Below are 14959 nucleotides of genomic sequence, written 5' to 3'. Positions count from 1 at the left end.
CAGGACGGTAGCTGCTCAAGCACCATCCACTATTCGGTTCGCTGTGTTGATCGAAGGTGCCTGCGCCGGGCGGCGTGCAGACTTACGTTTCGCCTCGCCGGGGGGGACCCGGCCGCCGTTGCTCTGCAGTCGTACTTTGCTCGCGCCGTTCACACCGTGTGCGACCACCTCTGGCCTCGCCGGAGTCTTCTTACGCGGAGAGGACTGTGATGTCGTCGAGTAATCGTCGAGTTCAACCTTCGCCAGTTGCCTGACGAACTGGCTGGCGAAGCCCGGATACATCGTGCCGTTGTACCCATCCTCGGTGAGATACCAGCTCTTACATCCGGAGTTCCACGTCGTTGCGGCAAGCCGGCGCTGGATTTCGGCGTGGTAACGGTTCTGTCGGTCCTCTTTGACGTCGAAGGTCTGCAAACCACGGTCGACGATCACGCCGATGGCATCGACGATGTAGCGGATCTCGGCTTCCATGTACACCAGCGCAGAATTGTGCCCAGGCCCGGAATTCGGCCCGAAGGTGAAGAAAAGATTGGGGTAGCCCGAGACGCTGACGCTCTTGTAAGCGTAGGCGCCGTTTGACCATTCGTCTGCCAGCTGTCGACCGTTCAGACCCGAGATCGGAAAGGGGGTCCCGGCTTTGCAGACGTCGAACCCGGTGGCGAATACGATGCAGTCGACCTCGTGCTCGATGCCGTCCGCGGTGCGGATGCCGTTGGGCGAGATGGTCGCAATCGGCCACGAGACCAGTTTGCAGTTGTCGCGTTGCAGGGCCGGATAGTAGTCACTGGTCATCAGCATGCGTTTACAACCGGGCCGGAAGTCGGGCGTGAGCTGGCGCCGCATCCACGGATCCTTCACCTGGCGACGTAGATTCGCCTTCCCCAGCCAGGAGATGGCAGTCGTGGCCGGGGTGTCCCAGACCATGCCCACGGCCATGACTTCGTGCGCCCAGAACCACGCCTCCCGAGCGGCACTCTGCAGAATCGGTAGCCGACCGAAGGCGGCCTTCACGACATTCGGGTGCGGGAAATCGGGGCGGGGAAGCACCCAACCGGGCGTGCGCTGGAACACTTTCACCGAACGCGCGCTCTTGACCAATTCGGGAACGATCTGCACCGCGCTGGCCCCGGTACCGATCACCGCGACACGTTTGTCGCTCAGGTCGTAGTCGTGATCCCAGCGCGCGCTGTGGATCTTATGGCCGAGGTAGCTGTCCAGTCCGCGGATGTCGGGAAAATTGGCATTGGCCAGCGGGCCACTCGCCATGACCACCGTCCGCGCCCGGTAGCTCGGACCACCGTCGGTCTCGGCGCTCCATGTCCCGCTGTCTTCGTCGAATGCCAGGCCCGTCACGTTGACGTTGAACCGAATGAACCGCGACAGCCCGTGCTTGTCGACCATGCCCCTGATGTAGTCCAGTATTTCGTCGCTCCCCGAATAGGCCCGCGACCACGTCGGATTCTGTTCGAAGGAGTACGAATACAGCAGTGACGGAATGTCGCAGGCGGCCCCGGGATAGGTGTTGTCCCGCCAAGTCCCCCCTACCTCGCCGGCACGCTCGAGGATCACGAAATCCTCGATGCCCCGCTCGAGCAGTTGAATCGCCGTGCCAAGGCCGGCGAAGCCGGCGCCGACGATCAGAACCGTGGTCGTGTCGCTCACTTGGCCACCGGTTCGTAGGTCAGTTCGTCAGTCCATGACGGCGTCTTGCCGAGCACCTGAGTGGGGAAGTAGTCGATCACCGTGCCGAGTCGTTGCGAGATGAACTGCAGCGGTTGGGCGTGGTTGATCGTGGCTGACATGTGCGCCTTGAGGATGTGATAGCCGGGGACACGGCGGGTGTGCTCGCTGCGATCGCCGACGTTCGAGTAGCGGATGACGGCGTTGTACAGCTTGTCCTCGGACAGGCCCCAGGCGTTCAAGTTCATCAGCATTCGCGTCAGCAGCGGAACGTAGAGCAAAGCACCGGTGAGAATTCGCGGGTCGACGAGAGATGCAGCAGTCTGAATCGCGTGCACCCTCATCGGACTGGCACCCAAGTCGTTGAGCACCTGAAAGCCCACCGCAAGGTGGCGGGATTCGTCGCTGTTGACCTTGGCGAACACTTGACCGCATACCGGGTCTGCCACCTCGTCCAACAGGAACTTGAGCAGCGCCCCGTCCAACGCGGTTTCCAAGGCCGGTATGGCAGCTCCGATCACCGTCAACGGGAGCGCTTCGGCGTATCGATCGAGCCATTCGATGACCAGCCGGATGTTCTTGTTCGGCACGGGCCTCTCGCCCTCTTCGAGCATCCCCCAGCGGTGCATCAGCGCCAGTTCTGCGTTGGCGTGCCGCTGCTCTTCGGCGTGGAAATACCGGTATATCTCTCCCAACGCGTCGAAGGGCGCTTTGGGCGCCATCGCCGCGAAAGCGCGGGCACCGACATGCTCGATCCACACCACGTCGGCCATGAACTGTTTCAGGCTGGGCCGTTGCTCGTCGGTGATCAACTCGGCACCGGGGGCGTCCCAGTCGATGTCGGCCAGCGCCCACTGGCGGTCTTTGATCGTCTCCAGCATGTCGCTGTATTCGAAAGCCATGTCCTTACCTTCCGTTGCTCACTGATTTTGGTTGTTCGTGGGGTCTCAAAGCCCTACCCGCTGGGCGAGTCCCATGGCGCGCGTGAAGGTCGCCGGCACCAGTCTCTTCACCCGCCAGAGGACTTTGGCGTCGATTTGCGGCATGACGTACAGCTGGCCGCGGTCGTGTGCATCCAGGGTGGTTCGTGCCACGTACTCCGGCGATACGCCGGTCCACTTCATCAGGTTCGCGGCGAGCGCGGCCGCCGATTCCTCGATGCGCGGATTGTCGACGATGTTCGTCTTGACGAAGGTAGGGCACAGGACCGTCACCGTGACGCCGGTTCCGCTCAGCTCGGCTGCCAACGTTTCCGACAGCGCCAGTACGCCCGCTTTGCTCACGTTGTAGGCTGCCATGCGCGGAGCCGCGCCGAAGCTGGCGGCCGACGCAACGTTGATGACGCCGCCGAATCCACGTTCGCGCAGCCGCGGCACGAACACTTCGCAGCCGTGGATGGGCCCCCACAAATTGACCGACAACGTCGCGGACCAATCGCTCATGGAGGTGGCACCGATGACGTTGCCTCCGGCGCCGATGCCCGCATTGTTGATCACCAGTCCCGCAGCGCCGCCGAACCAATTCTCGGCCGACTCGGCGAGTTCCCGAACCTGACTTTCGTCCGAGACGTCGCACACCACAGCAAGGGCACGGCCCCCGAGCTTGGCGACCAGGTCCGCGGTCTCCTTGGCACGAACACCGTCGATGTCGGCACAGACCACGCGCCCGCCCCGGCGCGCCAGCTCGACGGCAAAAGCGCGGCCAATACCGCTGCCGGCACCGGTGACGACCGCGTCGGCGTGATCAGTTCGGCGGGCGGAATTCCTGAACGGTATGAGCCTCATCGCGGCACCCCGCCGACGATCGGTTCCGTCCCTGAGTCAACTGTAATTGGTGGCGCTGAACACCATTGTGGGCGCATGACACCATTTTGGGTGGCGGATTTCGGCTTGTCAAGATAGTGGGGGGCCTCAATTGTTCTGATCGCGCGGCCGGCCCCGGCATCCCACGCAACCACAAACTACGAGGTGAAGAGCGCAAAACGGTGGGGCGAAGCCGGGCAAGGGTCTGGTGATCAGTCCGCCACCGGTGGCGGCCACGGCCTGCGTCAGAGCTTCGGGCTGAGGTCCAGCTGGGTCACCGCGTTCATCCCTGTGATCAGCCAGTCGGCACCGTCACGCTCCATCGTCAACCGGTACGACAGATAGCGCAGCGACGGGATGTTCTTGCTCACCGGACTGGTGGACACAGAATTCGTGTAGACGATGGCGGTAGCCTCCGTCGGCGTGACGCTCTCGACGGCGGCGCCCATCACCTCCGTGGTGTTGGTCACCTTCGCCTGTTCGTTCGTCGGGACGATTGCGTCGATGTAGCGGCGGTACTCGGTGGCGAAATCGCCTGCGAGATAACGGGCCGAGCGGTCCGGCAGCGTCGCCATGTCTTCCGGGGTGTAACTCCACAACGTGGTTATCGCGTTCGTCGCCGTACGCGCGATGCTGAGTTTGATGTCCACGGATGCCCGGTCGGCGAGGTACGGCTGAAGCATCGCACCGGCGAAGGCGCTCGCCGCAACGAAGACGACCGATGCCGCGGCCGCCGTGGTCAGCAACCGCTTGCCGGGCGGCCGGTGCGGAACCAACACAGGCTCTGGTCCCAGTTCGCTGCCCGCTTCGGCGATGTCGGCATCGACGGCTTCCGCATCGACGGCTTCGGGCGGCCGAGCGTCGGGTTCGGCGACTTCCCCGGGCGCTGACGCCTCCGGCCCGCCCTCGGCGGCAGAGGTGCTGACCGGCTGCTTCTGGGCCCTGCCCGCCTTGCCGGTGGGCATTCGCCGGGCCGGTTCGGGCTCAGCCGCAGCGTTCTCGCCGCGTCCCCACCACAACAACCGCCGCCGCCGGCGTTGGGATTCGACAGCACCCGTGCCAGCCGAATCCATGGTCAAATCACCTGTACCAGCTGGCTGATCTTCCACCTCTGCCCCTCCTGGGTCGTCGTGGCCACCCAACGGTTCCCGCTCTCGATGGTCTGTTTGCCGTCCGGCGTCTTGGATGTCGTCGTGGTGGCCACCAGCACGTCGACGCTGCCGTTGCCGTTCCAACGCTGCACACCCGCCTCGACCACCTTGCCCTCCGTCGGTTCGGCGCGGGCGACCTGGACCACGATCTCGTTCATCCTCTCTTTGAACATCTTCGCGAAGTCGCCGGTGCCCTGGGCCAGGATTCGGTCGGCGTACGCGTTGGCGTTGAAGGGATCGAGGGTGGTGTACGACGTCATGAAACTGCGCACGTAATCCAGTGCCGCGGCGGCGCGCAGATCCGTGCGCCGGTCGCTTTGGTCAGAAACGAGCATCATCGTGCTGACCGTCAACACCGCCGCGAGCAGCACCCCGGCCAAGGTCGCGACCAACGGCAGACCCCACCGGCGCGCCGGCCGCGGCGACACCGCGAAAAAGTCGGGCTCGTCGTCAGCGAGCCTGCGGCGGGGGCTCACTGGCCGGCTCCCTGCATCAGCGGCGCCTTGAGCACTGTCAGGTTGTCCACCCGCCAGTTCTCGCCGATCCTGTCGAAGTCGACCCGTACCGTGGCGGTGATGAACTTCAGGTCCTCGGCGGTCGTGCCGCGCTGACCCTGCATGGCAAGGAGCATCGCCGCTTCGTCCATCGACGCCGACAGAACGGCGCTGCTCACCGCCCAGTACTCGTTGGACGTCGCACCGCCTTTGCGCACGATGTCCTGCTGCGCGACCAACTGCGGCCGGTAGGCCTCAGTGGTCAACGCCTGCGCATGGTTGAGATCCTCGTCCATCGTGTCAGCGCCATAGCTCAACATCTGCTCGACGATTCGCGGTCCCTGTTCGGCGATCTGCGCACGCAAGCCGTCGCGTTCCTGGCCCTGGCGGTATACCGCCAGGTAGCTCACCGCAACCGCCGTGACGGCCACCACGACCGCACCGATGAGTACCTTTCCGACCAACCGGCGCATATCGCGCTCCGGACGAGCGACGACGCGAACCTCCGTCTTCATCAGCAGATCGGCAAAGGTGCGATTGCGGCGATCCCATAGCGGCCACAACCATCCGACGAACAACGCCGCGGTGTCCAGCAGGTGCGCCACATCCCGCAGCAGCAGCCGCCCCAGCCCCGCCGCGGCGCCGCCGCGCCGCACCACCCGGATTCCACACAGCGCCCGGCCCAGCGTCCAGCCGGTCAACGACGGCAACAGCACCCGGTTGACGATCACCCCCAGCAAAGCCGCCACGGCCACTGCCGTCTGCACCCACCAGCTCCAGCCGATCCGCGGACCCGCCAGGGACCACGGCGCGGTCGTCGCCGCGACGGCCAGCCCCGGCAGCACGTCGACCGCCAGCGCGCCGGCCCGGCTATGCCACCTGGCGAACGGAGCGGCTGGTGGGGTCTGCGCGGCCGGTGCCTCCACCGGCGCGTCGACGACGGCAGTCACGAGGTGACCTGCTCGAGTTGCGCCACCTTGTAGGTGCCTCCATCGCGGGCCATCTGCACCCGCAGGCGGTATCCCTGCTCCTGATCGGAGGCCTCTGAATTGGTCACCTTGACCCGCACCGCGACCAGCACGTCGATGGACCCGTCCGCGTTGTGCTGTTCCACCGCCGCCCGCATGTCGGACACCTGCACCTGCACGTTGGCGGCGCGATAGGCGTCGACGAGCACCCCGCCGTACAACCCAGCCTGCACCGCGAAGTCCCCCGTTGAGCAGTCGATGATCTTGGCCTGGCTGGCAGTCATGGTCGACGCGTCCGGGGCGTGCGTGGCGGCCACACAGTCACGGGCGGCCGCCACCGCGGCGGCGGCGTCCTCCGCGAGTTGCGCACTTTCCTGATGGGAGCGCAAAGCCAGGTATCCGCCAACGCCGGCGCCCGCGCTGAGTAGCGCCAGGACCACGCAGACCAGTACTGCCCAACCGCGGCCGACCCGCGGCAGCCGGCGCGTGTCGTTCGCCGGTCCGGCGTCGACCTGTTCCTCGGGACCACCGTCGGCGGGGAATCCGACTGTGCCGCGGTCAATGTCGTCTGCCAGTGCTGAAGATCCCGCTACCCGGTCCGGTATCTCCTCAGCATCGGTGGGGTTCAGCCGGCGGGTGCCAGCATCTCCTTCCATCCGTCGTCTCCTGGGTTGTTCGAGTTGCTGACGTCGTACTTCACGCCGTCGGGTCCGACCACTTCTCCGCTGGCCGGGTTGTACACGGCGGTGCCGGGTGGGCCTGGCGCCGGAGTGTAGACACACGGGTTGGGTTGCTGCCCACTGCACGTCACGGTGCCCTGGCCGGGTGGGCTCAACGGGTCGCTACTCGGCGCAGGCCGGGCCGGCAACTGGTCGGCGGGCAGCGGGTTCATCCCGTTGTTGATCGACGGTGCCGGGATCACCAGTCCGGGGTCCACCGGCTGGTTGCAGCGTGCCCCGGCAGCCGGGCAGTCGCGAATCTGGTTCGGGTCGCCGTACCAGGGGTTGGTTCCCAGCGGCACGTACGGTTCGTCGCTACGGCATTCCCGTGGGCTGGCCGCCCGCTTACCCGGCACGTCGGCGCACGGGTAGTTACGGGCACCGCGGACGGCGTTCCCCTGGAAGTCCTTCGGTAACTTGCAGTAGAGGTTCGACGGCGCCGGCGCCTCGCTGGTGTCGGCGGGCGACCGCCATTCCGACGCGGGCAGGAAACCGGTGAGGCACGGCGCCGGTTCGTTGATCGTCAGGTTGAAATCGAGTCTCGCTCTCATATCGTCCTCGAACGACGTCACTACGGCCTGGCCTACCGCGGCCCCCTGAGGAAGGATCACCAGGACTTGTTCGAGGCCTTTGTTATACCGCTTGAGCAGGTCGGCGACGACGGCCACGTTGGCCAGCGTCTGCGGCAGCGAGTCGCGTACTCCACTGAACACCGCGTTGAACTGATCGGCGGTCGGCGCGGCCTGCTGCAGACCGCTGCGCAGCGCGGCATCCTGCTCCGCCGACTGGGCGGCTAGGATGTTGAGGTTGCGCGACCACTGCGCGATGTTGTCGCCCGAGACCACCTGGCTTTCCAGGATCGGGGCCGAGTTCGCGATGACGTCGTTGACCGGGCCGAGGTTGTCGCGGAAGTCCCTGGCGATGGTGGTAGTCGAGTCCACCAGTCGCTGTAGCGCCGGCCCCAACCCGCCGACGGCCAGCGAGGTCTCGGTGAGCAGCGAGTCGATCTTTTCCTTCGGCAGCACCGCCAGAGCCTCGTTGGCCGCGTCCAGCGCCGGACCCACCTCGCTCGGCACGGTGCTGTTGGTGATGGTCTGCCCGTCGCTGAAGAACTGCCCCGGGTCCCCCTCCGACACCAGGTCGAGATACTGCTCGCCGACGGCCGACACCGAGTGCACGTTGGCGCTGGCGTCGACCGGGATGCGGTAGCTGTTGTCGATGCTCATCGTGGCCTTGGCTCCGGTGGCGGTCGGCTCGACGGCGGTCACCTTGCCGATCGTGGCGCCGCGGTAGCTGACGTTGGCCGTCGAGTACAGCCCGCCGGAGCGGGGCAGCTCGGCGTGCAGCGTGTACTGCCCGATTCCCAGCATGCTGGGCACCCGCAGGTAGTACCAACCCAGCGCGACCAACGCGATCACGGTGAGCACCGTGAAGATGACCAGCTGGATCTTGATGAAGCGAGTCAGCATCGCTCACTCACCTCTCTCTACCAGCGGTCCGTTCGGTGCGTTGTGCGGGTTCGGCGTGAACCGCACGTCCGGGATCATCGTCGCCGGATCGCGGCCCCAAGCCTGCTCCAACGCACGCAGCGATCCAGATACTCCGGTGCCGGTCAGAATCCCGTTGTCGACCATACTCAGCGTCAGGTCGATGAGTGCCGACACGTTGATGAAGTCGCCTCGCATCAAATTGGGGATGGTGTCGATATGGAACGGGAGGGTCAGCATCAGCTTGAACGCGCCGGGCAGGTACGGCGACGCCTTGCCCAGCTGCTTGAGCGGACGCTGCAGGTTCTGCAGATTGGTATGCAGCGGGTCGGCGGCCTGGCCGACGTAGGTGTCGGCCGCACTGCTGATGCGGCCCACCGCCTGCACGGCATCGGCGAACAGGTCCCGGGTGTCGGCGAAGTGCTGGATCAGCGGCGGGAACTCGGTCAGCACCCGGTCGAGGGTGTCGTTGCGGCTCGCCACGATGCTGAGCAGCCGATTCGTCGAGTCGATCGCCCGGGTGAGGTCATCGCGCTGCTGGTCGAGTTCGTCGGTGAACACGTCGAGCCGGTCGAGGAACTCGCGGATCTGCTCCGCGCGGCCGGTGAGCAGGTTGTCCACCTCGGTCTGGATCACCTCGAGGTTCGGGATGCCGCCGCCACGCAGGATCGTCGCGATGCTGGCGAGCACGCGCTCGGTGGTGGGGAATGCCGAGGCGTTGCGCAGGGGGATGGTGTCACCGTCGCGCAGCTTCTCGTTCGACGGTTCGGGTGGCACCTCCAGCTCGACGTGCTGGGAGCCGAGGAGGCTGGTCTGCCCGATCTTGGCCAGCGCGTTCGACGGCAGCTCGACGCCGGGCTGCATGCCCAGTTCGAGCGTCGCGACCCAGTTCTTCAACTCGATGGCGCGCACCGTGCCGACGAACACGTCGGCCACCCGCACACGGCTGTTGACGTTGAGGGCGAGTGTGTCGGGCATCTGGACGTAAACCGTCATGCTGTCGGACCCGGTGCCCGGGCCGCCGGGCACCGACACGTTGGCGATGCCCTTCCAGCTGCCGCAGGACGTCAGCACCACCGCGGCCGCGGCCAGCGCGACCGTGCGGCGGACGACGGTGGCAGACCTTCGGTACGTCGGAACCTTCGGTCGTACACGCATGCGGTTGATCACGGTGCTCCCCTCTCCGCGGGCAGCGACGACCCGGCCGGCGCCGGTGCCGGAACGGCAGGCCCCGGTGCGGGAGCCGGGCCCGATAGTGGCGATCCGCCCGGATCTCCCGGGATGACGCCGGGCGCAGGTGCAGGCGGCGGGCCCGGCTGCGGGTACCACGGCGGCGGCAGCGGATTGCGCTCGTCGAAGGCGTTCGGAGGTCCGGGCAGGTTGCCGTCGCGGGTGGTACCGAACGCCGGCGGCGCGGCCGGATTCACCGGATCAGGCCCGCCCAGCAGCGCGGCCAGCGAGTCCGGCGTGAGCATGTTCGCGGTGAACGGCTGCACGTCGACGCCCTGCATACCGGGTGCCGCGATCCAGCCGGGCTCGTGGTTGCCGTGGGAGAACAGCGTGTCTCGAGAGAAGATGCCCGGCACGGTGGTGTCCTTGTACCCCGCCGGCGGCTGCAGCCGCGGTTCGGAATACGCAATTTGCTTCGGCAACGTGCTGGCCGTGTTGATCGGATTCAAGCCGAACGGCAGGAAGTTGAACTTGATCGCATCCATGATCGGCGCCAGGTACTGCGCGCAGAGCTCCGCCGACTCCTGGTAGCCGAGCCGGCTACCGGCCTGGATAGCGCTGCAGATGAACTGCATTGGGTTGGCGAATGACGCTATCGCCGGTGCGGCTGACAGATTCCCACGGGTCGCTTCGTAGATGTTGACAACGTTGGCACCGGCATTCGGATATACGTGCAGGACCGTCTCTAGGCCGTTGAGCGGGCCCGGCTGCAGGAGCGCGTTGGTTACCTCGGCCAAATTGTTGACGTCGTCGACCAGCACCTCGCTGTTCTCGTCGAGGAACTCGCGGGTCGTTGTGAGGAGCTGGTCGAGGTCCTGCAGCGCACTCGCCAACTCACGGTCGGTGTTGGTGAACGCGTTGGTGAATTGAGCCAGGTCGTCGTTGAGCGCGACGAATTGCTGGTCGCTGCGGTACAGCGCGTTGACGAACAGCGCGAGGCTCTTGACCACGCTGAAGAAGTCGCCGCTGCCCTCGTTCAGGGTCGTCAGCGCCTCGGAGAGGTTGGTGAGCGTCCTGTTGATCTGCTGGCCCTTACCGGCGAACCCGTCGGCGGCCGACTCGATGATGTCGCCGAACGGACCCCTGGGCTGCTCGGCAGTGGGCCCCAGATCGGTCAGGATCCGGTCGATCGAATTGCGCAGCTCGTCGTACTCGACCGGAACCTGTGTACGGTCGAGCGGGATCACCGCGTCGTCCCCCAGCACCGGGCCACCGGTATAGGCGGGCGCCAACTGGATGTTGCGTGATGCCACCAGGCTGGGGTTGAGGATCGACGCGGTGGCATTGGCCGGCACCTTGTATTTGTTCTCGTAGCTGAAGGTGACCTTCATCTTGTCGCCGTCCGGCTCGATACTGTCGATCGAGCCCACCCTGACACCCATGATCTGCACCTTGTCGCCCGGATAGAGCGCCACCGTTCCGGTGAAGTAGGCCACGACCGTGTTGGTGGTCAGCCTCTTGTACAGCTGCCAGCCCACCAACCCGGCGACCAGCGCGAGCACCACGATGACCGTGCCGATAACCAGCGTGGCCCGCGACACCCCGGGCAACTTGAGGTTACGCACGTTGAAGATCGTCGACATCGGTCAGCCCCTCGTCATTCTTGGGATCCCGGCGGAAGGAAAGGCGGATTGCCCGGCAGCGGCGGCGTACCAGCCGGCGGCAGTTGTTGGCCCGGCCCCGGCGGGGGTGGCGGACCGACCAGTGCAGGTGGCGGCGGTGCGTGGGTCACCTGCCCGCCCACGGCCGTCGGCCCGGGGAACGGCCCCGGCGGCTCATGGCGCGCACCGGGCGGTGCCGGCGCCAGCGGGACCGGCGTGCCCGGCACCGGCGGCGCCTGCTGGCCGGGGACGCCGGCGCTGGCGATCCCCGGCGTCGGCGGCAGGCCGTTGGGATTCGGCGCCGACGTGGCCACACTGGGTGGGCCGTAGTTAGGTCCGTACGGGTTGTCCCCGAACGGCCCGACCGACAGGCCGGCGCACGGCAACGGGTTGGCCGGCGAAGGGAGCCCGTCCGCAGGTGGGGTGTAGGAGCACGGGCTGCCCTTCGGCACCGCGGGGCCCGGGTTTTCCGGCGTGCCCTCCAGCGGCGTCGGTGCCTGCGGCGGCGCACCGTTGGGGAGGCGCTGCCCATTCGGGTCGGGGAACCGGAACGCCGGCAACCCGGCGTTGCGCCAGAACTGCTGCGGGTCGATGCCGCGCTTCTGGAAGGCGGCGTCGACAAACGGCTGCAGAATCTGGTAAGGCAGCAAGTTGACCAGCAGCACCTTGAAGTAGGGTGCCGTGGCGACGCCCTCGGCCAGAGAGGTAAGGAACCCGCCCAGCAGGGTCAGTACGTCGGCCAGTTCGACCTTGCGCTCCACCAGGATATCGCTGACCGTCCGCAGCTGTTCGAGCACCCGGCTGAGGTTCGGGTTGTCGTCGATGAGGCCCCTGACCTGCTCGGAGAACGCCGACACCCGTTCGAGCAGCTGACCGACGGCGTAGCTGCGCTCGTTGACCGCGGCGAGCAGGGTCTGGGCGTTGACCAGCAGTTGGTTGACCTGCCCGCTACGCTCACCGAGCACGCCGGCGATCTTGTTGGCGTTGGCGAGCAGTTGCCTGAGCTGTTCGTCGCGCTTGCCGATGGTGTCGGAGAACCGGGCCACCCCGTCGAGGGCTGCGGACAGGTGCGGATAGGTCTGGTCGATGGTCTCCGACAGCACGTTGAGCGACTGGCGGACCGCCTTGGTGTCCCACCCGGACGCGGACTTGGTGACGTCATAGAACGCGTCGTAGATCTGGTATGGCGTCGTGGTCTGGCCGACCGGCAGGACGCCGTTGGCCTGCAGCGCCGTGGATCCACGCGGCTCGATCTGGAGGTTTCTGCGACCGAGGATCGTATCGGTGCGGATGGCGGCGCGGCTGTCGGTACCGATCTGGGTGGCGCCGAGCGTGAAGCCGACGACGACCTTGTCGCCCTCGATCGCCGTGGTGGTCACCTCTCCGACGTCCACCCCGGCGATGCGCACCTTGTCGGCGGGGTTGATACCCCCGGTGTCGGTGAACTCGGCGTAGTACCTCGGCTTCGCGAACAGCATTGGCACTGTGGAGAAACTCTGACCCACGCCGATGACGAGCACCAGGATGATGATGCCCATCAACCCGCCACGGACCCGGTTCGACCCTTCGAGCGTCCTCATCGCGGCGCGCACCTCCCAGAGGGCTGCGAGGTGACCCGCACGGTCCGGACCGGACCGCCGGGCTGCAGACCGTTCAGTTTCAGCGTGATGTCGCACAGGTAGAAGTTGAAGAAATCGCCGTAGATGCCACCGGTGCGGGCGACGATCCTCAAGGCTGGGGGGAGTTTCGTGATGGTCTCATTGACCTGTTCCTTCTGGTCGATCAGAGGCTGCTGGATGGCCTCCAGGTAACCGACCGTGTCCTGTAGTAACGGTCGGTTGTCGGCCAGCAGGTCGGAGACGGTGCCGGCTGCGTCGCTGATGTCGGCGACCGACGTGGCGATCGGGTCGGCCCGGTTCTTCAGACCCGTGATCAGCCGCTCGAAGTCGACCAGCGTCTCGTCGAACTGCTGCTGGTGCTGGACGGTCGTCTCCAGCACGGTGTTGAGGTTGCCGATCACCTCGCCGATGGCCTGGTCACGGTCGGCCAGTGCCGCCGTCAGCGACGCGGTCTGGTCCAAGATGTCGTTGACAGTGCCGCCTTGGCCCTGAAAGACGGTGATGATCGACTGGGCGATGTTGTTGACCTTCTCTGGGTCGAGCGCCCGGAACAGCGGCTGGAAGCCGCCGATCAGCGCATCAAGGTCGAGCGCCGGCTCGGTGCGCTCGACCGGAATGGTGGCGCCCGCCGGCATCCGGCGGTCGCTGTCGCCCCGTTTGAGCTCGAGGTAGCGGTCCCCGATCAGGTTGAGGTAGCGCACCGATGCGGTCGACTCGTCGAACAGCGGAAGCGAACGGTCGACGCTGAAGTCGACCTTGGCCCGGCTACCACCCTCGACCAGTTCGACGTTGGCGACCTTGCCCACCTCGACACCCGATGCGCGGACGAACTGCCCGGGCCGCAACCCGCTGGCATTGCTGAAGATCGCCGAGTAGCCGGTGGTGCGGTCGAAGCGCATCTGGCCGAACACCACGACGATGAGCGCGGTGAACAGCAGCAGCACCAGTGAGAAGGCGCCCAGTTTGATGGCGGTTCCGGTGATTTTCATGGGTTGATCGTGTGCTCCCCGACTTGGCGTCCCCAGACATATTCGCTGGCGAGCGGCTGCCCGAGTTCGAAGTGGTTGTACGGAGCTATCGAGGCGCCGGTGTCCATCACCAGATACGGCGCCGGCCACAGATTCCGCGTGATCGGTTGCCAGCAGCCCGGCCGCCCCTCTGGGCCGCCCCTGGCATTCACCCTGGGCAGGTTGTCCGGGTACACATACGCGTTCTCGGCGCCGGTGATGGTGGTGTGTGTACGGAGCGAGTAACCGTCGCCGCCCACTGCGGCGGCAACCTTGGGGGCCACGTCATGGTAGTTGCGGACGGTGCAGAACAGCGCAGGGCTGTACTCGTCGAGCAACCCGCCCGTCGGGATGAGGTCCTCGGTGCCGCGCACCAGGTAGGGGCCGCCGCGCTCGAACACGTCACCACCGGTGTTGCCGAAGCCGACCGACGCCATCAGCGCCTGGTCGAGGTTCGCGCGCTGCTCGTTGAGTGTGCGGGCCGTGGTCACCGCATTCTCCAGACCGTCGAACAGGTCCGGGGCCGCGCCGGTGTACACCTCGCTGAGGTCGGCCAGCCCGCGGACGTCGCGTCGGATCTGGGGCATCTGCGGGTTCAGGTCGGCCAGGATCGCGTTGCCGTCGATCACCGACTCTCCGAACCGGTCGCCCAAGCCGTCGAGGGCCTGCGCCGTCGCCGTCAGGGTCTGGTTGAGCTTCACCGGGTCCACCTTCTGCGCCACCGCCAGCACGGTCTCGAACAGGGTGTTGAACTCGGTGGTCACCGTCCTCACGTCGATCACGTAGGAGGAGTCGATGCGCTGCGGTGTCGGGTTGGGGGGCGAGGCGAACGACACGTATTTGTTGCCGAAGACAGTCGTCGCCGAGATGTCCGCGACCACGTTCGCCGGGATCAACGGCACGTACTTGGGATCCACCTCGAGGGTGATCCTGGCCGTTGGCTCAGCGGCGACGTCCGCCAGGCTGACGTCGGCGACCTGCCCGATCTCGACACCGTTGAAGGTCACCTTCGTGCCAGGGTCCAGATTCAGCCCGGCCCGCGCTGACATCAACGTCAGCTTCTCGCGCGGTGTGAAGTCACCGCGGAACTGGAACCACACCAGGGCGGCCGCCACAGCGAATATCACGAGCAGGACCAGCCCGGCCACTTTGTACGGGGGGGTGCGCGGATTGTTGATGGGTGCTTGAGGTCCGGTCATGG

Annotated in this window: 13 protein-coding genes; all 13 read right to left on the bottom strand. The window is 66.3% G+C overall.

All coding sequences use genetic code 11. The annotated features are described in order from the left end of the window. Positions 1-15: 15 nt before the first annotated feature. The 13 genes from G6N07_RS19540 to G6N07_RS19480 all read right to left on the bottom strand — a co-directional run bounded on the left by G6N07_RS19540 (position 16) and on the right by G6N07_RS19480 (position 14957). Positions 16-1662 carry a flavin-containing monooxygenase gene (locus tag G6N07_RS19540; RefSeq protein WP_085190573.1) on the bottom strand — a complete coding sequence of 549 codons (1647 nt, stop codon included), beginning with the start codon at positions 1660-1662 and terminating at the stop codon, positions 16-18. Next, complete coding sequence (locus tag G6N07_RS19535; RefSeq protein WP_085190575.1) at positions 1659-2582, bottom strand: reductase; 924 nt, start codon at positions 2580-2582, stop codon at positions 1659-1661. Before G6N07_RS19535 ends, G6N07_RS19540 begins: the two co-directional genes overlap by 4 nt. Positions 2583-2627: 45 nt before the next feature. Next, positions 2628-3464 (bottom strand): SDR family NAD(P)-dependent oxidoreductase, encoded by an 837-nt coding sequence (locus G6N07_RS19530; protein WP_085190577.1) that lies wholly within the window; start codon positions 3462-3464, stop codon positions 2628-2630. Between the two features lie 263 nt (positions 3465-3727). After that, positions 3728-4591, bottom strand: coding sequence for a mammalian cell entry protein (locus G6N07_RS19525; RefSeq protein WP_085190579.1), 864 nt, complete (start codon positions 4589-4591; stop codon positions 3728-3730). Continuing rightward, a complete protein-coding gene (locus tag G6N07_RS19520) occupies positions 4558-5109 on the bottom strand; it encodes an Rv1363c family protein (RefSeq protein WP_085190581.1) in 552 nt (183 codons plus the stop codon). The genes G6N07_RS19525 and G6N07_RS19520 overlap by 34 nt, the downstream gene beginning before the upstream one ends. After that, positions 5106-6077, bottom strand: a complete 972-nt coding sequence (locus G6N07_RS19515; protein ID WP_085190583.1) for an RDD family protein — start codon at positions 6075-6077, stop codon at positions 5106-5108. The genes G6N07_RS19520 and G6N07_RS19515 overlap by 4 nt, the downstream gene beginning before the upstream one ends. Beyond that, positions 6074-6751, bottom strand: a complete 678-nt coding sequence (locus G6N07_RS19510; RefSeq protein ID WP_085190585.1) for an Rv1363c family protein — start codon at positions 6749-6751, stop codon at positions 6074-6076. The genes G6N07_RS19515 and G6N07_RS19510 overlap by 4 nt, the downstream gene beginning before the upstream one ends. Beyond that, entirely contained in the window at positions 6721-8283 is a 1563-nt protein-coding gene (locus tag G6N07_RS19505; protein ID WP_085190587.1) for an MCE family protein, read from the bottom strand. Before G6N07_RS19505 ends, G6N07_RS19510 begins: the two co-directional genes overlap by 31 nt. Before the next feature lie 3 nt (positions 8284-8286). Next, positions 8287-9459, bottom strand: coding sequence for a virulence factor Mce family protein (locus G6N07_RS19500; protein ID WP_085190727.1), 1173 nt, complete (start codon positions 9457-9459; stop codon positions 8287-8289). Positions 9460-9467: 8 nt separating this feature from the next. Then, the gene (locus tag G6N07_RS19495) at positions 9468-11114 is read right to left on the bottom strand and encodes a virulence factor Mce family protein (protein WP_085190589.1); all 1647 of its coding nucleotides are present in this window, start codon (positions 11112-11114) and stop codon (positions 9468-9470) included. 14 nt (positions 11115-11128) lie between these two features. Continuing rightward, a complete protein-coding gene (locus tag G6N07_RS19490) occupies positions 11129-12712 on the bottom strand; it encodes a virulence factor Mce family protein (protein WP_085190725.1) in 1584 nt (527 codons plus the stop codon). Continuing rightward, positions 12709-13740 (bottom strand): virulence factor Mce family protein, encoded by a 1032-nt coding sequence (locus G6N07_RS19485; RefSeq protein WP_085190591.1) that lies wholly within the window; start codon positions 13738-13740, stop codon positions 12709-12711. The genes G6N07_RS19490 and G6N07_RS19485 overlap by 4 nt, the downstream gene beginning before the upstream one ends. Next, positions 13737-14957 carry an MCE family protein gene (locus G6N07_RS19480; protein WP_085190593.1) on the bottom strand — a complete coding sequence of 407 codons (1221 nt, stop codon included), beginning with the start codon at positions 14955-14957 and terminating at the stop codon, positions 13737-13739. Before G6N07_RS19480 ends, G6N07_RS19485 begins: the two co-directional genes overlap by 4 nt. Between the last annotated feature and the right edge of the window lie 2 nt (positions 14958-14959).

This window comes from Mycolicibacterium doricum, from assembly GCF_010728155.1.
Lineage (GTDB): Bacteria > Actinomycetota > Actinomycetes > Mycobacteriales > Mycobacteriaceae > Mycobacterium > Mycobacterium doricum.
This window is presented reverse-complemented; position numbering and strand designations above follow the sequence as displayed.